Raw genomic sequence first — 21,436 nt, 5'->3', positions numbered from 1 at the left:
AGACAAACGACGGCCTATTTCGGGCCGTCGTTGCCCGGCCAGAAGCGATCTTTTAGTGAAAGCTGACATAATGGCTCATCGTTAGATGAAAACCTTATTCGAACACTTACATTGACCGCTTAGACAAACCCTTCAAACCCCAAATACTAGACCAAACAGTGTCTAGAATACCTGGTCCGATTCAGCTAGACCGCTCCTGTTGAGATGGCCGTTATCTACTATGCTGCTCTCAGTTGTCACATACATGCATGTTAGGAGCCTGCCATGACCGCACAATCCCGAGACAGTATCGACAATATCTGGGGTGATAGAACGCCCTACGTTGGCCAATGGCCCGATCGCCCTGATTATCAGCTTGCCGACGAGCCTGAGCGCTGGGTGCAATCGGCCTGTGTATTGTGCTCGAACGGATGTGGGTTAGACATCGCCGTCAAGGAAGGAAAAATCGTCGGCGTGCGCGGTCGCACCGATGACCGGGTCAACCGAGGTCGGCTCGGGCCGAAGGGGTTGCATGGCTGGATTGCCAACCACAGCGATAATCGGCTCACTCAGCCGTTGATTCGCCGTGACAGCGGCCAACTGGAACCGGCTAGCTGGGACGAAGCGATGGAGCTGATCGTGCGCCGCTCAAAAGAGATTTATGAGCAGTACACGGCTAATGCAATAGGCTTCTATACGTCGGGCCAGCTATTTCTGGAGGAGTACTATACCCTCGCCGTGATCGGTAAGGCTGGCCTCGGCACACCTCATATGGACGGTAATACCCGATTATGCACTGCAACCGCTGCGGCAGCGTTGAAGGAAAGCTTCGGCTCGGACGGTCAGCCGGGAAGCTATACCGATCTGGATATGACCGAGGGGATTCTTCACGTTGGCCATAACATTTCCAATACCCAGACTGTGTTGTGGATGCGGATTCTCGACCGGCTAAGTGGACCCAACCCGCCCAAGCTGGTGGTAATCGATCCGCGGCGTACAGCCACTGCGGCCAAGGCGGACGTTCACCTGGCGCCACGGGTCGGCACCAACGTGCCGCTGCTCAACGGCCTGCTCCACCTGATTATTGAAGCGGGGCATATCGACCAGGACTTCATCGACAATCACACGATGGACTTCGACAAGCTCAGGCAAACGGTGGCGAAGTATTCGCCGGAGCGTGTCGAAGAACTGACTGACGTGCCGGTAGCTGACCTGCGTGCTGCTGCCACCATTCTCGGTGAGGTTAAAAGCTTGGTCTCTACTGTCTTGCAGGGCGTCTATCAGTCTAACCAGGCAACGGCCGCTGCGGTTCAGGTCAACAACATTAACCTCATCCGTGGCCTGATCGGGAAGCCTGGCAGCGGTGTATTACAAATGAATGGCCAACCCACGGCACAGAACACGCGCGAGTGCGGTGCCGACGGCGACTTGCCGGCCTTTCGTAACTGGGAAAACCCGGACCATGTCCAGCAACTGGCGGATCTGTGGAACATAGAAAAAGAACAGCTCCCCGCCTGGAAACCGCCGACCCATGCATTGGAGATCTTCCGCTACGCGGAAAAAGGTACTTTAAAGATGCTCTGGATCTCGGCCACCAATCCCGCCGTGTCGCTGCCGGACCTACATCGAGTACGCGCGATGCTCGCTCGCAAAGATCTCTTCGTGGTGGCTCAAGATGGTTTTCATACCGAGACGACCCTTCTGGCCGATGTCGTGCTGCCGGCAGCGATCTGGGGCGAGAAAACAGGCTGCTTCACGAACGTCGACCGGACAGTGCATATTTCGCATAAGGCCATCGAGCCCCCCGGCGAGGCGCGAGCCGACCTCGATATCTGGCTTGATTATGCACGCCGCATGGATTTTCGAGACAAGGATGGCGAGCCGTTGATCAAGTGGAACACGCCCGAGGAAGCGTTTGATGCGTGGCGCGAATGTACGCGGGGCCAACTCTGTGATTACACGGGCATGAGCTATGAGAAGCTGAGCGGCGGCTCCGGTATCCAGTGGCCGTGCAATGAGCAGTATCCGCACGGGCGCGAGCACCTCTATTCCGATCATGTTTTCCGTACATTCTACGACACAGCGGAGAACTTCGGCCATGACCTGGACACCGGTGCGGCCGTCACGCCCAAAACGTTTAAAGCGCTGAACCCCGCTGGCCGCGCTCTTTTGAAGGGCGCCGACTACGTTGTTCCTCACGAAATAGTCGATGAGGACTATCCGTTGCACTTGACCACCGGAAGGGTGGTGTTCCAATTTCACACGCGAACCAAGACTGCACATTCTCGCGAGCTGAACGAAGCTGCGCCGGATGCCTTTATCCAGCTTAATGTCGACGATGCAACGCGTCTGGGGGTCGAAGAGGGAGACATTTTGCAGATCGAGAGCCGGCGCGGGTGGGCCTACGCTCCCGCGTGTCTTGGTGATATCGAGCCAGGCCATGTGTTCATGCCGTTTCACTATGGCTACTGGGACAATGACGAGCGGCCGCGGGCAGTCAACGAGATGACGCTGTATGAGTGGGATCCGGTGAGCAAACAGCCGTATTTCAAGTACGCCGCGGTGCGTTTGCGAAAGATGCAACCGGGCGAGCCCTTCGAGATGGATGATCCGATGCGCGACGAGCATTTAAAGGAGGCTTCGGAGAACCCCAGGGCGCATGTGGCCGATTACCTCGGTCTGCTCGACGATAGCTCGCGCGCCACTGCTCAGGCGCTGTTCGCCGTGGCGGAAAAGCATAAAGCCGAGCCGGACATTGGCGCGATATGCAAAATGCTAGCGCGCTTCTCACAAGAGCATTCCGAAGACTTGCAACCATGCATCCAGCGCTACGGCGAAACTCAGGAAAAGGAGGCAGATAAGCTGCTTGAGGTGCTTCAGCCGAGCCACCATAAGGGCCCTCTTTCGCTACTGCGTGATTTGCATGATTGCTGGTTGCTGGCACAGGAATCGCATATATCGATCGTTGTGTTGAAGCAAGCTACGCAGGCGCTGCGCGACGACGAAATGATGGAGCTATTGCAGCGCATGTCGGAGCATAACAGTCGGCAATTGGCCTGGCTGAAGACGCGAATCAAACAGACCGCTCCGCAAAGTCTGATAGTGCCAAGTTGATGGGCGAGGATACGAAGAATGGAAAGCCATTTGGCGGACCGGAGTGGTTCTGGTCCCCGGTCACCGCTGCATTCACGACGCTATTGATCGGGGGTGTAGCGGTCATTGCCGGTCAACCCTGGCTATGCCCCAGCCTGGGTCCGAGCATTTTCCTGCATGTGCACAAGCCCAACCTAGAGTCGGCCAGGCTTTACAACACGGTGATGGGGCACTTGATTGGCGTGGCCGCAGGCGCAGTCGGTGTTCTACTGACCGGGGCGAGCCAGGCCCCATCGGTGCTGTCGAGCCAGACCATGCTCCTGTCGCGCGTCGGTGCATCGGCCATCGCGATGGGAATTTGCCTGCTCGTTCAGCAGCTACTTAAGGCCTCGCACCCGCCGGCTGCGGCTACAGCTCTGCTGATCGCCTTAGGCGGTTTCAAGCTGGTACCTTCCGATATGCTCGCCATTGCGGTTGGGGTCGGGCTGATTGTCTTGATCGGAGAGCCGTTGCGGCGCGCGCGTGCTGGAATTTTGTTCGGTGATAAGCGTAATCAATAGTTTGATCTGAGCGGGTTGCGGCGGGCTCCGTGACGCTAATAGGCCGTGAACGCGGGAAACTAATTGTCGGTTTACAGCGGTTTTCGTCACTCAATGGAGGTTACGCCAGTCGATAATCTGCGTAGCAAGGCTTTTTCTTGCGCTCGCACAGCAAAGAACTCTATTCATAGGGCAGCTTTGGCAGACGGTGACAGAAAGCTAGATACCATTACCCTGTCGATGGCTGCCTGGCAGCTCCGGTGGGATTTATGTAGTGTTTCCCTAGTGCTAATAAGTAAGCGTAGTGCTCGAAAAAAGCCACGGTACCTTGCCCTCGGGACCGTCATCGGGATCTGGCCAGAAGCAGCAATCCCGATGTGGTATAACCAGGCTAATGAATATCTTGCTGAGCTTGGGGCGTTAGCCGAGCAGGCAGGCAACTTGTTACTGATTGGCGTCCCGATACGCGAAGCGGAGGGTCGTATCTACACTGTGGTGGTAAGCCTCTCCCATCTCTCAGGCTTCTACTACCAACGCACTTGGTGCCCTTAGGTGAATATGTCCCGTTTCGAGACTTCTTGGGTTCGGTCCCCGACGTGCTCGGGGCGGCCATGTTTGTTTTCACACCGGGAAGGCAAGCGCACGTCCTTAATTCATCAGAGACGCCCGTAGGGGTCTTCATCTCCTACGAAGCGGTCTTGGTGCCGAAGTCACAGAACTTCTGTCCAAGGCGCAGTTACTAGTAAATGTCAGCAACAATGCTTGGTTCGGCCCTCACCTGCCCTTCCAGATGGCACGCATGCGTGCCATCGAGACCTGCCAAGAGCCACGACCACCGGCATCACTGCAGCTATCTGCTACGAAGGAATGGTCCTTAAGCGCGCCCCTCAATTCAAGGTGACTACCCTCAGCGCCGAAGTGACACCGCGAACTGGCGCGACCCCTTATGTGTACTCCCGGGATTGGCCTGTCCTTGGCCTTCCCTATCAGCGCTTAATGTGGAGTTGTAGTGGCCGCGCTATCAGTGTCCCCTAGGCACGCGTCAGGTAGTGGACGCTAAACAAGCTATTCGCATCGGTCCAGGACGAGAGCGCCTCAAATCCCGCACGTCCCGCCAACGCCTGAAACCCCTCGAGCGTGTATTTATACGAGTTTTCAGTGTGGATTGTCTCGCCTTCCAGAAAACTGAAGCGCTCCCCTTCAATAGTGACGACTTGAGGTAACTGACTGACCAGATGCATCTCAATACGAGAGTGCGCTTCGTTGAAGAACGCATGATGGACAAAATTGGCGGGATCGATTTTAGCGTGCAGCTCATGCCGTAGCCGTTCCAATAGATTTAGGTTGAATGCTGCCGTCACACCCGCTGCATCGTTGTAGGCGGCTTCAAGGGTCGGCTTATCCTTAACCAAGTCGACTCCTACCAACAATCCGCTGCCGGTGGGTAACAAAGAATGCAGTCCACGAAGAAAATCTTCAGCGGCTTGGGGGTCGAAATTACCGATACTTGAACCAGGAAAAAAACCGACCGGTCTTTCGCAGCATAGCCCGTCCGGTAAGGCCATATTGCAACAGAAATCGGCACAGGCGGCATGCACTTCAAGCCATGGGTAATCCGCCGCTAGTCGTCGTGTACTGTCGAGCAGAAAATCCCGCGAGATGTCGATTCCCAGGTAACTGCTAGGACGCATGGCTTCCAGTAGAAGTCGTACCTTACGGCTCGCCCCGCTGCCAAGCTCGATCAACGTGGCTTCATGCCCGGCTATCTCGGCTATATCATCGGCGGCCTCCGCGAGGATCGCCTCCTCGGTCCGTGTCGGGTAGTATTCTGGCTGCTCACAAATTTGATCAAATAACTCAGAACCACGCTGATCATAAAAGAACTTTGGCGAGGCGAACTTTTGATCGGCTCTGAATCCCGTCAGTATCTCATCGCGAAGCGATGTTGAGGCTGGGGACGGGTGCAAGTCGTGGAATTGTACGGCCAGGCTCATGATTAGCTCTCCTTAGCAAGACGGAATCCGGAAAATGCCCAACGGGCATGAGGTGGGAAAAAATTACGATAGGTCGTGCGGATATGGTCTTCCGGGGTGGCACAACAGCCACCTCTAAGCACCATCTGCCCCGACATAAACTTGCCGTTGTATTCACCTAAGCTGCCCGGCAACTTGCGAAATCCTGGATAGGGCCGATAGGCGCTGCCGGTCCACTCCCAAACATCACCGAACATCTGCCTCGGCCCCTCGCTGGATCCGCCGGGGGCAGCCGCGACCGGCTGAAGATGGCCTTGTTCGACGAAGTTGCCATGCAGGGGGACATGTTGAGCCACCGCCTCCCACTCGGCCTCAGTAGGTAGGCGTGCGCCGGCCCATTGGGCATAGGCATCGGCCTCGTAGAAGCTGACATGGCAAACCGGCGCATTCACGTCCACTGGCACCAGCCCGCTTAAAGTATAGTGATGCCAGACGCCGTCCCGCTCGACCCAGTAAAGTGGCGCCTTCCAGCCTTCCGCCTTGACCGTGGCCCAGCCATCCGACAGCCAATAGTCAGGTTTGTCGTATCCCCCCGCCTGCATGAACGTGAGAAATTCACCATTGGTAACCGGACGGTCAGCGATCTGGAAAGCCTCAATGAATTGACGATGACGCCCCATTTCGTTGTCGTAGGCAAAACTGCTATCGTTGGCATCATGACCTATCTGCCGCACTCCGGCTGGATAAGCGTGCCAACCGAGTTCACCGACCTCATGGGCGGGTGCCGACACAAGATCACCTCGATAGACTGGGCAGAGCGGGTTCTGGGCCAGGATATGCTTTATGTCCATGAACAGCAGTTCCTGATGTTGCTGCTCGTGAGGCAACCCAAGCTCCAGACGATGGAGAATCTCCTGCAGGTGTTCTTGCGGAGGGTCGTTGAGCAATTCTTCCATGGCCTGATTAATGTGCGCGCGATAGCGATAGACGTCATCCACTGTGGGGCGCGAAATCATGCCGCGTTCAGGACGAGGAAACGGCGTACCGTGGGTCTCATAGTAAGAGTTGAAAAGGTAATCGTATGCGGGGTCGAGGGTCTGGTAGCTGGGGTGAAACGGCTTGAGGATGAAGGCTTCGAAGAACCAGCTGACATGGGCGATGTGCCATTTCGGGGGACTGACGTCCGGCATGCTCTGCACCATGTAATCTTCTTTATGCAGAGGTTCGCAAATTGCGTCGGTGGCGGCACGAACCCGCTGGTACGCACGCAGCCACTCCTTGGTATGAATGCTATCGATTGTTTCGATAGTTAAATCTTGAATAGGTGACATAAATAACTCCCTCTAAGTATTACTCCGTTTAGCTTGATTCGGCAGGCCAGGCCTAACGCACAAAGCCTATCGAATCCGTGAACTCCATTAGCATTTCTGCACCAAGCCCACCGACAATCAACAGCAAGCCAGACACGATCATGGTGGTTCGTGCCCACTGGCCCACCAGTACATGCACAGTGGGTCGGGTATCGCTAAACATCATCCGCGCCACGATGCGCAGGTAATAGAACAGCGAGACAACGGTGTTGGCGGCAGCCACGAATGCCAGCCAAGCGTATCCCCCCTCAATCGTGACGCTGAACAACATGAGTTTGCCAAAAAAACCGATCAGCGGCGGGATACCCACTAAAGAAAGTAGCGAAGCGATTAGTATCGTTGTGGCAATAGGTGCCTGTCTGGCTAGCCCCTGATAGCTCTCCAGTGCAGTGCGCCCTCTCAGATAGGTGACCACAGCGAAAGCCGCCAAGTTAGCAATGGCGTAGCTGGCCAAAAAGAACACCAGCGCCGGTAGAGCCTGGTCGCTTGTTCCCATTACCACGATAGCCATCAAGGCATAGCCGGACTGGGAAACCGATGACCAACCCAGCAGGCGCCGTACATCTGTCTGTCGAAGGGCAGCCACGTTACCCAGCGTCATGGTCGTGACCGAGATCAGAGCCACAATCGCTCGCCAGGCGACATCCGGCGGCATTAATGACACGAAACGGGCCAATGCGACGGCAGCGCCAATCTTGGGAATTACGGTCAAGAAGGCTGCCACCGGTGCCGGGGAACCTTGGGCTACATCCGGCATCCAGGCGTGGGCCGGAAAAGCCGCCAGCTTGAAGGACAAGCCCAGTATGATAGAGGCAGTGGCGATGGTTAGCGCCAGGCTGTCGTGACCTACGGAAAGTTTTTGTGCGATTTCTGGATAGCCTGTGTTACCAGTCAGGCCGAACAACACGACAACGCCTATCGTCAGTAAAGTGTTGGTCAAGGCTCCCATCAGAAAATACTTCATGCCAGCTTCCAGGGCGGGTGCCCAGGTGCGGTGATAGGCAGCCAGCGGATAGCTGGCCACCGACGACAGCAACACACCGACGACCAGTTCCATGGTGTCACTGGCTGACGCCATCATGATCACACCCAACAGCGCGAACAACATCAATGCGTAATACTCGGCATGGCGGCGATCGGTCTGCATCCACTCAGGGGACATGGCAATAACCAGCGCGCCGGCAATCAACACGACTAGTTTGCTGGAGAGTGCCATGCCGTCCAGGGCCCACACACCCGAGAACGTCAGCCTCGGCGGTCCATCCCACTGAGTAAAGGTCAACCCAATACAAAGCCCAATCGTGAGCAACGCCAGTACAGCCGCCCAGACATGCTGGTGTTGTCGGGCGAAAGCCGCGAACAATACGATAATCACAGCACCGAGCGTCAGGCTGATTTCCGGCAACACATCACCAATAGGCATCAGCGGGCTCCTACCAACAGCGTTGCTGAAGCCTCTATGAGGGTCAGCAGGAACTGCGGCGCAATACCAATGATCACGAAGCCTGCCGACAGCACCCCGAGCACACCCCACTCAGCTGGGCGTAGATCGTCAAACTTCGCCCATCGCTGCGGCATCGCCCCGAAGAACAGTTTTTGCAGCATCTGCAGAAACAACGCTGCCGTGATCAGAATGCCCAGCACACCAATGACAGCGAGCCAAGGGTAGACGGCAAAGGTGCCGGCAAAGATATGGAACTCCGCCACGAAGCCGGCCAGACCAGGAAGCCCCAGGCTGGCAAACGAGGCGAGTATGGCGAACGTTGCCAATAGCGGTGCCTGTCGGAGCAGCCCACCATAGCTATCCAAATCGTATTCCTCGGTGCGCTGCCAGAACGAGCCGCAGATCAGAAACAGCGCCCCGGTAATCAGTCCGTGTGCCACCATCTCTACCGTGGCCCCTATCAGTGCCATCTCGCGGGCATATACCGCATCCTGGAACAAGGCGCCAGCCACGGCGATCCCTAGCACCGTGTAGCCCATATGATTGATAGAGGTATAGGCAATGCGTCGTTTCAAATTTCCCTGGCCAAATGCCACGAGGGCACCATAGAGAATAGAAACCACAGCAAAGAGAGCGATAATCAGAGCGTAGCGGGCAAAGGTCTCCCCCATCATTGAGTACGGAATCCTCAGAATCCCGTAGGTGCCCATCTTGAGCAGCACCCCGGCGAGAACTGCCGAGGCCGGTCCGGGAGCGTCGACATGCGCTTGGGGCAACCAGGTATGCACGGGCACGATGGGAGTCTTGATGGCGAAGCCGAGCATGAGGGCGAGAAATATGAGGCCAGCAGACACACCCGCTCCCGCCAATGGCTGCTGCTCGATCAGCACTCGCATGTCAAAGGTGTGTGGCTCGACTGATAGATAAAGCCCGATGAATGCCAGCAACAACAGTAGCGAACCACAGAAAGTGTAAAGAAAGAACTTGAATGCTGAATGCTGGGCCTGACCGTGCCCCCAGCGGCCGATCAGGAAAAACATCCCCACCAGGCTCAGGTCGAAAAAGACATAGAAGAGCAGCAGGTCCAATGAGAGGAAGACGCCAAGCGACACGGACTGCAGAAAGAGCATCCAAGCGTAGTACTGCCGAGGCTGGTTCTGCGTGTTAATGGGATAGGCAATACTGGCAGCGAAGACCAAGGAACTCATCGTCGCGATAGCCAGCGCGATGCCGTCTACGCCTAGCCGGTATGCCATGCCCAGGCTGGGTACCCAAGGCACCTCTTCGACAAATTGAAATAGTGCGCCTTGGGTATCGAACTGCAGCCAAGCCCAGGCCAGCAGTAATACAGGCAATAGGGAAACCCCCACAGCAAACAGGCGAGCCGTGGTCTCTGTCCAACGGCGTGAAACGGCGAGTACGAGAGCTCCCAGCATGGGAAGGCCCAAGGTTGCGGTGAGAATCAAAGGAGTGCTCCTATGCCCAAGATTATAAAAATTACGGCGAACCCTGCCGCGATACCGGTGTAGTAATGATGCGTCTGTCCGGTATGGGCCTGCCGCGCTACTTGGCCCGCCCAGTCAACGCCTCTCGCTAGTAGGCTCGTTGCGCCATCGAATGCCCCTTCGCCACGTCGATCACTGACCTTGGCCAGCCACACGCCAAAACGGGCGCTGGCGCGGATGCCAGCATCTACAGCTCGATCGTCGAAGCGTGCCAGGCCATGGCTGAAGGATATCGCAGCACTTACTCCGCGGCCCCGTAATCCAGCATCCACTACGCGATCATCGAAACGTGCCAGGCCATGGCTGAACCTCATGAATGTAGCAATCCCCCGCTCTGCCAGAGCTGGCAGGCCAAACCAGTTCGCCATAGCAGCATGCGTCTCGCTCTGTCGGCTCTGATTCGACCCCTCACGGCGCACCGTCCAAAACCCAGCGCCAATGCCTAGCGCCACCAGCAGTAGCGACAGGATCAGTTCCCACAGTTTGGTTTGGGGAAGCTGGATCGATAGCAGGTTAGCAAGGTCGTTTCCCACACCGGGCCACCAGAGCAGAGATAGCACTAGCGTGCCTGCCGAAAGCAGGTAGAGCGAGCCGGCCTCAACCGAGGAGTGCCCTGGCTGTGATGGGGCAGTTTTCGTGGGGCCATGCAGATCTCGTCCAAATGCGAGCAACTGAAAGCGTGTTGCATACAACGCGCTGAGCCCACCAGCGATGGCGGCGATCACGGCCAGCCAGGACGCCTGATGGCCAGCAGCAGTGATGATCTTCTCCTTGCTCCAAGATGCCCCCAGCGGGATAACCCCTGCCAGCGCCAGACTGGCCACCATGGTCGCCACTGCAATCCTCGGAAGCAGTCGCCCAAGGCGCATCGTATTTAACGAGTAGCTGCCGACATGACGTTCGGCAATGCCGGCTGCTAGGAACAAAGCCGCTTTCGTGAAGGCGTGGGTGACGAAGTGCACCAGGGCGACACCGGGAAAGCCTGCCCCAACCGCTAACCACATCAAGCCATACTGAGCCGATGTCGAGGCGGCCAGCAGCTTCTTGGCATGCCTTTGCAGATAGGCCACGACACCCCCTGCCAGGGCGGTGGCCAAGCCTAACGTGATGGCAACCGGCCCAAACCAGGCAACGGCAGCCATCTCCGCATGCAGCCGAATCACCAGATAGATACCTGCGGCGACCATGGTCGCCGCGTGGAGTAATGCCGACACCGGTGTTGGCCCGGACATGGCGGCAAACAACCATGGCGAGAAGGGAACCTGGGCGGACTTGGCCGCTGCAGCCAACACGGCGCCGGCAACAAACACATCCAGTAGCCATCCATCGAGTTGGGACAGGTCAGCAAAGGCAAACGAGCCAGTGCCGGCAAACGCTGCCGCCGCTGCAATGTACAGCCCCAGATCCCCGAAGCGAGTGACCAGGAACGCCCAGGCGGCATCCCGCAGGTTGTCGCCCTCTTGCCACTCGTGGGCAATCAGTGCCCATGAACAGGCCCCGACCAGCTCCCAGGCGATCAGCAGGGTCACCAGATCCTCAGCCAGCACGAGAAGCTCCATCGCCCCGACAAATGCCGTCAGCAGAGCGACCAACCTGACGGGTGGACGCGTTGGCACGCCCTCACTGACGGGCTCAGACTCATGGTAGGCGCTATAGGCTATGATCAGTGTAGCGATCAGTGGCACGACGATGGCAAATACAGCGCTCGCTGGTGTCATCCCAACCGACAGGACGATCCGTGAGCTCCAGCGATAGGCACCACCCCAGTCCCCCATGAGCGCCACACTCGCGAGCAGCAGGGTAACGACAGCGACTGCCGCCCCCATCAGGCCCAACACGGCTCGACCACTATCCCTAGCGGACAAGCGCTTGCCAAGCCAATACATCCCGGGGGCGGCAAGCAGTGGGAAAAGAGGAACAAACCACAACATCAGTGCTTCAACCCGGTCAGTGACTCGGTCATGTCGGCCTGCTTACCGCGGAAGACGGCTACTACCAAAGCAAATCCCATGGCCATCTCAATGGCCATCACCGCCATAACAATGATCGTCAGCAGTTGCCCTTCTGGCGCCCCAGCCCCGCTAAAGGCCCAGAACGCCACCGCGGCGAGCATGACGCCATTGAGGATCAGTTCCAGTCCCATCATCAGCATCACGAACGATTGCTGGGAAAGCGCACCATAAATCCCGATGCCAATCAGTGCCGCTGCCAATAGCAAAAGTGTGGTTAGTGTCATGCAAGCCTCCCTGCCTATCTGTCTGCTTGGTCAGTGGTGATGATGGTGTTGATGACCACCACTCTCTTCCTCTTCGTCCTCCTCGAGCTTACCCGCCGGGTCGCCACCCGGCTCCAGCCCCGGCGGTAGCGAACCCACTGCAGCCGCCCCATAGCGGCCCCGATGACTCGACAACACCACCACGCCGATCATGGTGGTTAAAAGCACGATGCCCGCCGACTCGAAGATCAGCATCGAGTCACCAAGCATCTCATTGCCTAGGGATCTAACTGGCTCAAGGTCTGCCGAGACCGGCTGGTCAGGAAAGGCAGCCAATAGCGCCATGGCGCCCAATACCAGGAAGCCGACAATCCCCGCCCCGATAGCGATACGTTCCTGGTGAACCATATTCATCGGGTTAAGGCCGGCAGGATTCATCATGAACATGACCATGAACAGCGCCATGACCGTCATCTCCACAGCCATCATGAAGAACATCGCCACGCCCAGGTATTCCGCTGCCAGCAGAATCATGATCACGCCTACGGCGATGAACGACACCAGCAGGAAAAAGGAGGCGCGTACCATGGAATCGGTACGAAACACTCGCCATCCGGTGACCACCGCGAGCGTGGCCAATGATAGAAACGTGATATCAATGCCAATGCCGTGATTCATAGCAGCGCCCCTATGCCAGCCCACACCAGGTCGATAAACGACAGTGGTAACAGCACCACCCACATCAAGGTGACGCAGCGCTCAGGGGCAATACGCGGCAGTACCCGTCCAAGCAATAGCAACACGAGTAGCACTGCCAGCATCTTGATGGCCATCCATAACGGACCGGGTAGCCAAGGTCCCATCCAGCCACCTAAAAAAGCACTTGCTGCCACACCACTGAAAGCAACCAACATGGCCGCCCGAGCCACATCCCAGACCAGCCGAGGTGGCCCAGAGATCTCAGAAGCCGTTCCTCCAGCCAGGTCCTTCGAATCAGCAAGGTTGAGCGGGCCCCAGAAGGTCATGCCTAGGCCGACAATCAGGAACAATGGCAACCCCAGCGGTTGGCGTATGACATTCCACAGCGCTTCTTGCGAGGCGACCACTTGGGTGAACTGTAGCGATTCGGCCGGCAATGCCACGCCAATTAGCACAAACATGCTGATCAGGATGTAAGAGAGCCCTAGCGCCACATAACGGTAGCCGCCGATGAGTGCCAGCAGCGCGTTTGCCGACCAGCCATGCAAGAAGATAACCACTGTCGCTAATGCTTCCACGCTGCCCCACAGCACCACGCTGGTGACCAAGTCAGTGGCGACCAGCGACTCCGACCACGGCACCACGGCCAGTCCGATTGCAGCCAACGCCAAATACAGTGCCGGCGCCAGCCGCCAGGCCTGCCAGTCCGGTGCTTCGGTGGCATTGGCGTGTTGGGTCATCAGCCAAGCCCCTCGGGCCATGGGAGCAAGCCAGACACGGCCTGCCTGAGGGGCGCCGAATGCACCGGCAATAAGCCGATCAAGCACCGCCACGACGTAGGCGCCGACAGTCAGCATGAACATCACCATCAGTACTGGCAGGAACAGCTCACTTAACAACATTACCCGAACCTCCCTGCACTGCCCGTGACTCACCAGGCGACTGTGTTCCGCCCCCTCTATCGGCTACCGCCGCTATATCCAGACTAGCAATAGTAGCCAGTGCATCGCCCCACTCCAGGCCTGGTAAGATCTCGTCAAGAATCGCGCTAGCATCTTCGGGAGGCTGTTCGTCCCACGGCCCCCGTGGCGTCTCGATGCAATCCACATCGTTCGTGTACACCTCATCCCGTTCGGCCTGGCGTGCCAACATTAAGGATTGTTCGACTTCGTCCAAGATTTGCTTCCAACGGGCCGAGACTCCTCCTCCGTCCTGGCATACGGGGGAAAACCCTAGACGGCGATAACCGGCATCGTGTGAACGCAAATCATCAGCCAGCCCGGCAGCACGAGCGGCAGGCCCGCCAAACTGCCGGGCCTGCTCGGTATTGAGCAAACCACCGCCTACAGCAGCCAGATGAAAGAAGCCACTGCGAACCAGGCGTCGACGTAGCCCATCTAGCGAGCTTAAGGTCGAGAGGTTCTGTGCCAGGCGCAAGGCACCCAGACTGGCACTCTCCAGCCCGGCAAGATGCAGGGCATGAAACAGGCGGTGCAAGTGATGGCGGGCCCGGGCGAGCTCAAGCTCAGCGATAGGAACCGGTCGCTCCCGGGCGATGACAAATACTGGATCGAGGCTCTGCGGATATGGAGCGAGATGGGTGTTCCATGTTTGAACGAGATCGCCCTGTAGCGTGATTTCTGCTGCCATGCCGGGCGGAAATGCCATGAAGAACGGCCCGAGCCGGAAAGTCAGCGAATCCAGCGTCAAACCATCGCGGATATCGTCCTGCATATTCATGGCCATGGGCCGCCCGTAGGGCACCCCATCCATCATGCCTTCGCCACCTTGGCCGAAGTCGCCTTCACCTTTCCAAGGATTGGGCGGCCTATCCGATAAGATGCGGCATCCACTGTCACGCTGGCCTGTCATCAGTTCACGATGTGCTGTGACTAGGGCCGCAGGTAAATCGGTGAGATCATCGATCCGATCCACGTTTTCAAGATGAGGCCACGGTTCGTTACGAAACCACAACGTAGTGAAAGGATCAGGCAACTGATCGTGAACACGACGTAGAGGCTCTAATCGATCAGCTGGAACCTCTCCCGCAATCAGCAACACACTGGCGTGGCGTGGCGAATCGACCAGTTCGATTTCCGGCGATAGTGCGAGGTACCGCAGCGCTCTATCGCCCTGCTTGCCCAGCACAGGAAACACGGGAACCCGCGTGCGCGAAGCAAGTTTCCGTAGCCAGTTCACTGCCACTTGAACACCCCCTCACGCCAGGCGTAAACAATGCCCACCGACAGGATGGCCAGGAACATGCCCATCTCCATTACCGCCATCATGCCCTTCTCGACGAAGACAACCGCCCATGGATACATGAACATCATCTCCATTTCGAAGGCGATCAACAGTAGCGTCATGGGATAATAACGTACGTGATAGCGGCTCCAGGCATGGCTGTCAGGTGTACCACCGCCAAGAAAAGGCGCGCGCTGCGGGTAGGTGGCTATCGGCTGGTGGCGCATAGGCAGCCACTGCACTAGCAGGCCGGCTCCTAGGCTCAGTAATAAAACAATAAGCAGAGTCAACAGTTCCATGCGAATCCCTCGCGTCATTAGCCAGCAAATCCTTGCCGTAAATTACAACGTAGCAGGCTGAAGCAGCGCATTTATACAAGTGTAGATATCAAACCTGAATGCAAACTGAATATGCTGCCTAAAACATGGTGCAAAAAGTAATAAACCGCAAGGTGGGTGCAGGCTCTGAGGGCAACGCTACCTAATAGATGGCGGGTGAGCATTAATGGTGTTTAGACCAGCGCCTCAACTGGCCACCTGAAGTCAAGGCGCTTCCTATTCAACTGGTAATACAATGTCCTCTTGGGTGTGGCGCGGCAGTTCCGCCCCTTTCGGCTGTATTAAGCCGTCGATGTTTTTATTGCTACCGCGTTGTCATAGGCTGTGTGGATCACAAAAGTAGATAGCAACACTCGTTGTCTTGATAATTAACCATGCCGTTGTTGTCCAATCAGTTGGCAGGTGCTGCACCGGTTTCCAGAGAAGCACATTCAGTTCGTGTCTACACCGTGTTTGCCATGAACTATATGGCGCTGTGACAACATGGACTGGCACAGTTGAGGTGTCTGTTTATAACTACTAGGAAGATGAACTGCAGACCGCTACTCATCAAGCTCGGTGTGCTTGCGCCCATGACTGGGGCCGGTATTTCTATTCTCAAAGCGAGTAACCCCGGGATGAACCTCCCCGGTTATTCTGGAGACCGGTTTGTTTGAGTCAGGCAGCTTCACCCGACTCCTCCAGTTGACGACAATACGTCCTTTCTCGTTCTGCTGGTGAAACGTTTCCGATGGGTTCCTGTAGTCGGCGATTGTAGAACCAGTCAACCCATTCCAGCCTGGCATACTCAACGGTATCCAGCCCCTTCCATGGGCCACGATGGTGAATCACCTCCGTTTTGAATAGGCCGATGATGGTCTCGGTCAGTGCATTGTCGTAGGAGTCGCCGGTGGTGCCGACTGAGGCATCGATACCCTCGTCAGCCATACGCTCTGTATAGCGAATCGAGGGATATTGTCTTCCCCGATCACTATGGTGGATCAACCCTCGTATGTGTTTTTGTGCCCACAGAGCTAGCTCCAGGGCGTCCAGTACCTGTCCCGTTTTCATCGACATCGCTACACGCCAACTCACAATACATCGTGCGTAAACATCGATAACGAACGCAACATAAACGAAGCCAGACCAGGTAGCGACGTAGGTAAAATCGGCCACCCAAAGCCTATTAGGGCGCATGAGCCGTTCTATGGTGCAGCGAGCAACATTAACGTGGAGTTGCCGCCAGACCTTACGAGCACCGTAAACGCAGAAATTTTCCTTCTATACCCGATGAATCTCAGCCGTAAGAAACGCATCCTGCCGATATCGCTCTGCTCGTCGTTCAGGATCGGCTTCAAAGTGCCTTGTGGTGGTAATACTTCGATGGCGCGATTGGCAGCTGACTACAAATCGACTCGACCCCAAACTGAGCACGATGCTCGTCGATAAATGACACCATCAATTGGGTTTGCGGTCGAGCTCCGCCTGGGCGAAAAAAGCAGCCGCCTTACGGAGAATTTCATTGGCACGCTTCAATTCGGTGTTTTCACGCTCTAGCTGCTTGAGTCGTTCATGTTCAGACAGGTTAACCGAGCTGTTTTCCTGCGTGAGTTCTGTGCGTTTGCACCAGGCTCTCAAGGTCTCTGGTGTGCAGCCTAACTTACTAGCAATGGAGCAGATTGCTGCCCACTTGGATAGGTATTCCCATTGCTGTTCAATGACTAATCGAACACCCCGCTCCCGGACTTCCGGGGAATATCGTTTTGGTGAGTTCATGACGCCATCCTCTCAATATATGGAGTCTCCGGTAAAGCCGGGGCGGTTCAGGTTTTCACTTCCAAGCTGAACAGATCATTGCTGTGCAACATTCCCACTCTGGTTATCTATGCAGTATTCCCCCTCGTGCTTTGGTGACAATGACAAGGCACCGCCTCTATCTATGCAACATCCCCCCTACTGTCCGACGCCAAGCGAAAATTTTCTTTGTGTGCAGTATTCCCACCGGGCCAGCTTTGGGTCACCTGGCCCCACCCCCTTCGAGACCTGTATTACGCAGGAATGAGAGAGGTAATTGATCACGAGCACAGCGATTCACACCAAGATTGGCCTAACATGCGACATTTCTAAATAACCGTTCAAAATGACGGTGTACTGCCCTGAGGTCACTGATATAGCACAAGTGATAACATGTCACCGGTTGAGTATGAAAGGCGTTACTTTAAGAGCCGAACTGGTATATAGAATATCCGGGGCTCTTCACATGTACAGTTGTGGTTAGTGGGAATGAAACTGTTCGCTATCGGCTGAATTGTTGCGCTTGGCAAGAAATAGCCATTCGCCGATGAGCAGCACGGCCATCAATCCGGCGGCAACGATAAGTACCAGTGGATCTGAAGTGGCTTTTACCCAAACAAAGCCACTCAATACGAGGACATCTAGCAGAATGGCAATGCTTGGAATAACCGCGTTAGCGCCCACACTTTTCCTGAGATGGCGCAGCACTCCCCAATGGATAGCGATATCCATGATCAAGTAAAAAATAATGCCGAGCGCCGCGATACGGCTAAGATCAAAAAACGCAGTCAAGATTAAGCCAAACACAATGGTGTACACCAACGTGTGCTTTTGCAGGCTACCTGGCATATGGAAGTGGCGGTGTGGAACCAATTTCATTTCAGTCAGCATGGCTAGCATGCGTGATACGGCGAAAACACTGGCGATGATCCCGCCTGCTGTGGCTAGCATGGCTAAAACAACGGTAAAGCCAACGGCAGCTTCACCAAGTGCGGGCCGAGCCGCTGCCGCCAGCGAATAGTCTTGAGTTTCGATAATCTCAGACAAGGAAAGATTGCTGGCCACCGCAAAGCCCACAAGCGCATAGATGACTACACATAGCGCGATGGAGATCATGATGGCCTTGCCCAGGTTGCGCTTTGGGTTTTTCAGCTCCGAGCCACTATTGGTAATGGTCGTAAAACCTTTGAAAGCCAAAATACCTAGCGCCGTCGCGCCCAAGAAGCCTGAGAGGGTTGGGGATGGCGCATCCCCGCCAGTACCCATGTCGATAGAATCTGCAATAAAAACACCGACAACACCAAACACGATGATGCCGCCAATTTTGATGAAGCCCAGCACCGAGGCAACTGTTTCAATCAACTTGTTGGTGGATAAATTGATCAAAAAAGCCGCGAGCAATAAGCCCACACCGAGTAGTGGCACAAACACAGCGCGATCACCCAGGTCAAATAGCTCCAGCGTGTAAGAACCGAAAGTTCTCGCCAAAAAGCTCTGCGCAATCACCATGGAAAAATACATCAATAGCGCATGGAAAGCGGTGGGGAGCGTTGAGCCATACGCTTTTTGCAAATACATGCCAATCCCCCCGGCAGATGGGTAAGTATTGGACATTTTGACGTAAGAGTAAGCGCTGAAAGAGACAATGACCGCGGCAGCCAAAAAGGCTAGGGGAAATAGAGGGCCGGTCATTTCCGCCATCTGTCCAGTTAACGCAAAGATTCCTGCGCCGATCATTACTCCAGTGCCAAGTGCTACGGCACCGATTAGTGAGAGGCTTCCTTCTTCGTAATGTGGCGTTCTATCCTGGTCAGCCATGCAAACACTCCTATGGATTAAGCCTAAGGCGTGCGTGTTCACCGCCTTAGGCCAGTGTGGGATAAGTTCAACACCAAGTGTGGTTGAGTTAGCTGAACGTAACCTGAATATGGTTCAGTCATTTAACTGACCTATATCATGGTTTGGCGTAAGAGTACGGGTCTTACCCCAACAACATCCGCAACGGCATCCACAGTCCCATAGCGATCATCACGAGGTTTTCGGTTAGCGACACAAAACCCAGTGGCACATTGCTGTTGCCGCCGACGCAGGCGCATTTAAGCTCACGCTTGTCGATATAAACGGCTTTAAAGACGGAGACCGCCCCCACCGTACCGACAAATAGTGCCAGTGGTGCTGCAAGCCAAATTAACGCACCAGCTAGCATTAAAATGCCTGCAACTGTCTCGGCGTAGGGGTAAAAATAGCTGTAGGGCACGTAGCGCTGGGCCAAAAGGTCGTAATTCAAAAACATACTGCTGAAACTTTCGACATCCTGCAGCTTCTGCAGGCCCAGCAGCACCATCGCCGTGGCCACGGCATACTCCGGCATGCGTGCAGTAAACAGTGTGTCCTGAGTAGCCCAGCTAATCGCCAAGCCAATCAGCAGCGCAGTAGAAAAAATGGCAATTACCGGCCGATAAGTGGTTTCTTTTGCATTGGGAACGCTCATTCCCAGATGTTTGCGCAGCTCTTCATAGCCACCGATACGTTGGTCACCGATATACACCTGGGGCGTCGTGTCGACGTTTTCCTGTTCTTTGAAAGCATCGATTTCATCGCGAGACGTTAAGGTGTGGTCGTCGACCTTAAAGCCTTTGCGCTTGAGTAGATCAACCGTCTTCAAACCGAACGGGCACATGTGCTCAGCGGTTTTCATCCGGTAAACCCGTGCATAGGCAGTGGGTGTTGACGTTGGCATTGATTTTCCTTCGCTAAGAACATGGTATTTACTAAAAATATAGAACCTTTGTGCTACACACAGGCAAGTATAGCCTACTCATTTATTTTAATAATTCTAGCTACGGTTACGAATAGGTTTCTGCAACGATAGAAATATATGTTAAATAAAAAGGCCAGCATAAAGGCTGGCCCTGTATCTTAAATTAGTGACTATATATTAATAGTCAACATGTAACTCATAGCGGTTATTGTCATTTTCTTTAGTACCTCCCAGTGCATTGCCTGTCACTTCAAGTTGATAATTGCCTGGCTGCAGTTGGCGGACCATTTCAAAATGGCCACGTGGGCTGGATGCTTCTGCTACCTGCTGTCCCGCTGCATTATAAAGCACAGCGGAGATACGGTTTCCAGTGCTGGTTGCGCCTGGAAAGTGCTCGCTTGCCACCTTCAGCGTAGTCGCTTGTTCAATGTTAATATTGAAACGCTTTGATTGGCCCTGGGCAAGCACTTGTGTAGAAGAGACGCCTCTTTCAAGTAGGGGCAGATCCTGGGTTGTATTGCCGAAGTTAGCCAATGCAGGTGTTGAAAGAATGCTGGCTACAAGTGTTCCAAAGATAATTGATTTAACTTTCATGATAATTACTCCAGTGGTTGATGACTTGTTTATATTAGCTGTGGTTTTTGAAACGAAGCTGAATTTAAAAATAAAAAAATAAAAAAAACGCCACCACTTGGTGACGTTAAAAGTTATCCATTACCAGAGTTGTTAGAACATCAGTCTAACACCTGCAACAACTCCAGTATCTTCCGTGTTATCGCCACTGGCACGGGATAGATCCGCTGTATCACCGTACTCTTTCTCCCAATAAGCACCGATATAGGGGGCGAAGCGGCGGGTGACTTCATAGCCTAGCCGCAGGCCAGCACGAACCGAGTTAAGCCCTTCGCCCACGCCAAACTCTTCCACTTCACTGGCGGCCACGGCGATTTCGGTGCGCGGCTGTAGGTAGAGCCGCTGTGTGAGTCGCAGATCGTATTCGCCCTCAAAACTGGCAGCCACGTCGCCATCTTCACTCACTTGCATGGCAACGTCAGTCTCAATGCCATAGGGCATCACACCTTGTAGGCCCACTACGCCATAGGTTCGCTCAGCGTGGTCATCGGAAAAGACGCCACCCTGGTAACCCACGCCGCCCTGTAACTCCCAAAAATCAGCCACTAGGCGACTATAGAGTAGTTCCAGGGATTCAAACTCAGCATCCTCGCCGTCGCCCTGGACATTTTCGCCCTCTGACTTCAGGTAAACACGGTTGATATCACCGCCATACCAGCCTTGAAAGTCCCATACCACGGCGTCTTGGCCTTTGTCGGGAACGGTGTATTCAAGCCGATCGAACAACGCCATGCCCATGTTGTGTTCTACCGTGGGTGCGGGCCAATGATCGGGAGCAGCATAGCCGTCTTCGGCTTGAGCAGTCGTGGCAGCGGCCATGCCGAGGGCGGCGCTGGCGAGGGTTAAGTAGTGCTTGGTTTTCATACTGCC

The 21,436-nt window shown here is 55.3% G+C and carries 17 protein-coding genes, 2 pseudogenes and 1 other annotated feature; of the genes and pseudogenes, 3 read left to right on the top strand and 16 right to left on the bottom strand.

The features are described from left to right. Positions 1 to 264: 264 nt before the first annotated feature. The 3 genes from ACFFLD_RS14005 to ACFFLD_RS13995 all read left to right on the top strand — a co-directional run bounded on the left by ACFFLD_RS14005 (position 265) and on the right by ACFFLD_RS13995 (position 4,163). On the top strand, positions 265 to 3,093 hold the full coding sequence (locus ACFFLD_RS14005; protein ID WP_386036822.1) for a molybdopterin oxidoreductase family protein: 2,829 nt from the start codon (positions 265 to 267) through the stop codon (positions 3,091 to 3,093). After that, complete coding sequence (locus tag ACFFLD_RS14000) at positions 3,093 to 3,632, top strand: HPP family protein (RefSeq protein ID WP_386036819.1); 540 nt, start codon at positions 3,093 to 3,095, stop codon at positions 3,630 to 3,632. The genes ACFFLD_RS14005 and ACFFLD_RS14000 overlap by 1 nt, the downstream gene beginning before the upstream one ends. A gap of 354 nt (positions 3,633 to 3,986) precedes the next feature. Beyond that, complete coding sequence (locus ACFFLD_RS13995; RefSeq protein WP_386036816.1) at positions 3,987 to 4,163, top strand: hypothetical protein; 177 nt, start codon at positions 3,987 to 3,989, stop codon at positions 4,161 to 4,163. A gap of 479 nt (positions 4,164 to 4,642) precedes the next feature. On the opposite strand, the gene egtD is transcribed toward ACFFLD_RS13995, so the two are convergent. From egtD to ACFFLD_RS13915, 16 genes and pseudogenes are all read right to left on the bottom strand, one after another. Next, positions 4,643 to 5,605, bottom strand: a complete 963-nt coding sequence (gene egtD / locus ACFFLD_RS13990; protein ID WP_083025447.1) for an L-histidine N(alpha)-methyltransferase — start codon at positions 5,603 to 5,605, stop codon at positions 4,643 to 4,645. Between the two features lie 2 nt (positions 5,606 to 5,607). After that, positions 5,608 to 6,915, bottom strand: a complete 1,308-nt coding sequence (egtB, locus tag ACFFLD_RS13985) for an ergothioneine biosynthesis protein EgtB (RefSeq protein ID WP_386036813.1) — start codon at positions 6,913 to 6,915, stop codon at positions 5,608 to 5,610. A 52-nt stretch (positions 6,916 to 6,967) separates the two neighbouring features. Continuing rightward, positions 6,968 to 8,377: an NADH-quinone oxidoreductase subunit N gene (locus ACFFLD_RS13980; RefSeq protein ID WP_113271255.1), complete on the bottom strand. Its 1,410-nt coding sequence runs from the start codon at positions 8,375 to 8,377 to the stop codon at positions 6,968 to 6,970. Then, positions 8,377 to 9,864, bottom strand: a complete 1,488-nt coding sequence (locus ACFFLD_RS13975; protein ID WP_206604585.1) for a complex I subunit 4 family protein — start codon at positions 9,862 to 9,864, stop codon at positions 8,377 to 8,379. Before ACFFLD_RS13975 ends, ACFFLD_RS13980 begins: the two co-directional genes overlap by 1 nt. Further along, positions 9,861 to 11,834, bottom strand: coding sequence for an NADH-quinone oxidoreductase subunit 5 family protein (locus ACFFLD_RS13970; RefSeq protein ID WP_386036809.1), 1,974 nt, complete (start codon positions 11,832 to 11,834; stop codon positions 9,861 to 9,863). Before ACFFLD_RS13970 ends, ACFFLD_RS13975 begins: the two co-directional genes overlap by 4 nt. Next, positions 11,834 to 12,139, bottom strand: coding sequence for an NADH-quinone oxidoreductase subunit NuoK (gene nuoK, locus ACFFLD_RS13965; protein ID WP_035413666.1), 306 nt, complete (start codon positions 12,137 to 12,139; stop codon positions 11,834 to 11,836). The genes ACFFLD_RS13970 and nuoK overlap by 1 nt, the downstream gene beginning before the upstream one ends. Before the next feature lie 30 nt (positions 12,140 to 12,169). Further along, positions 12,170 to 12,796 carry an NADH-quinone oxidoreductase subunit J gene (locus ACFFLD_RS13960; protein ID WP_045812309.1) on the bottom strand — a complete coding sequence of 209 codons (627 nt, stop codon included), beginning with the start codon at positions 12,794 to 12,796 and terminating at the stop codon, positions 12,170 to 12,172. Then, positions 12,793 to 13,719: an NADH-quinone oxidoreductase subunit H gene (locus ACFFLD_RS13955; RefSeq protein WP_113271257.1), complete on the bottom strand. Its 927-nt coding sequence runs from the start codon at positions 13,717 to 13,719 to the stop codon at positions 12,793 to 12,795. The genes ACFFLD_RS13960 and ACFFLD_RS13955 overlap by 4 nt, the downstream gene beginning before the upstream one ends. Continuing rightward, on the bottom strand, positions 13,706 to 15,022 hold the full coding sequence (locus tag ACFFLD_RS13950) for an NADH-quinone oxidoreductase subunit D-related protein (protein ID WP_386036804.1): 1,317 nt from the start codon (positions 15,020 to 15,022) through the stop codon (positions 13,706 to 13,708). Before ACFFLD_RS13950 ends, ACFFLD_RS13955 begins: the two co-directional genes overlap by 14 nt. After that, positions 15,013 to 15,360: an NADH-quinone oxidoreductase subunit A gene (locus ACFFLD_RS13945; RefSeq protein ID WP_035556078.1), complete on the bottom strand. Its 348-nt coding sequence runs from the start codon at positions 15,358 to 15,360 to the stop codon at positions 15,013 to 15,015. The genes ACFFLD_RS13950 and ACFFLD_RS13945 overlap by 10 nt, the downstream gene beginning before the upstream one ends. Before the next feature lie 212 nt (positions 15,361 to 15,572). Beyond that, positions 15,573 to 15,768, bottom strand: a pseudogene (locus ACFFLD_RS13940) (IS30 family transposase); the annotation flags it as partial. A 288-nt stretch (positions 15,769 to 16,056) separates the two neighbouring features. Beyond that, positions 16,057 to 17,154, bottom strand: a pseudogene (locus tag ACFFLD_RS13935) (IS3 family transposase). After that, positions 16,763 to 16,879, bottom strand: a sequence feature (AL1L pseudoknot). It overlaps the preceding pseudogene by 117 nt. 498 nt (positions 17,155 to 17,652) lie before the next feature. Further along, complete coding sequence (locus tag ACFFLD_RS13930; protein WP_035556027.1) at positions 17,653 to 18,990, bottom strand: APC family permease; 1,338 nt, start codon at positions 18,988 to 18,990, stop codon at positions 17,653 to 17,655. 163 nt (positions 18,991 to 19,153) lie between these two features. Beyond that, positions 19,154 to 19,912 carry a glutaredoxin gene (locus tag ACFFLD_RS13925; protein ID WP_240720565.1) on the bottom strand — a complete coding sequence of 253 codons (759 nt, stop codon included), beginning with the start codon at positions 19,910 to 19,912 and terminating at the stop codon, positions 19,154 to 19,156. A 198-nt stretch (positions 19,913 to 20,110) separates the two neighbouring features. Beyond that, positions 20,111 to 20,527, bottom strand: a complete 417-nt coding sequence (locus ACFFLD_RS13920; RefSeq protein ID WP_240720564.1) for a hypothetical protein — start codon at positions 20,525 to 20,527, stop codon at positions 20,111 to 20,113. Between the two features lie 132 nt (positions 20,528 to 20,659). Beyond that, a complete protein-coding gene (locus ACFFLD_RS13915) occupies positions 20,660 to 21,430 on the bottom strand; it encodes a copper resistance protein B (RefSeq protein WP_240720563.1) in 771 nt (256 codons plus the stop codon). Positions 21,431 to 21,436 lie beyond the last annotated feature (6 nt).

This window comes from Vreelandella sulfidaeris (assembly GCF_042429665.1).
GTDB lineage: Bacteria > Pseudomonadota > Gammaproteobacteria > Pseudomonadales > Halomonadaceae > Vreelandella.
This window is presented reverse-complemented; position numbering and strand designations above follow the sequence as displayed.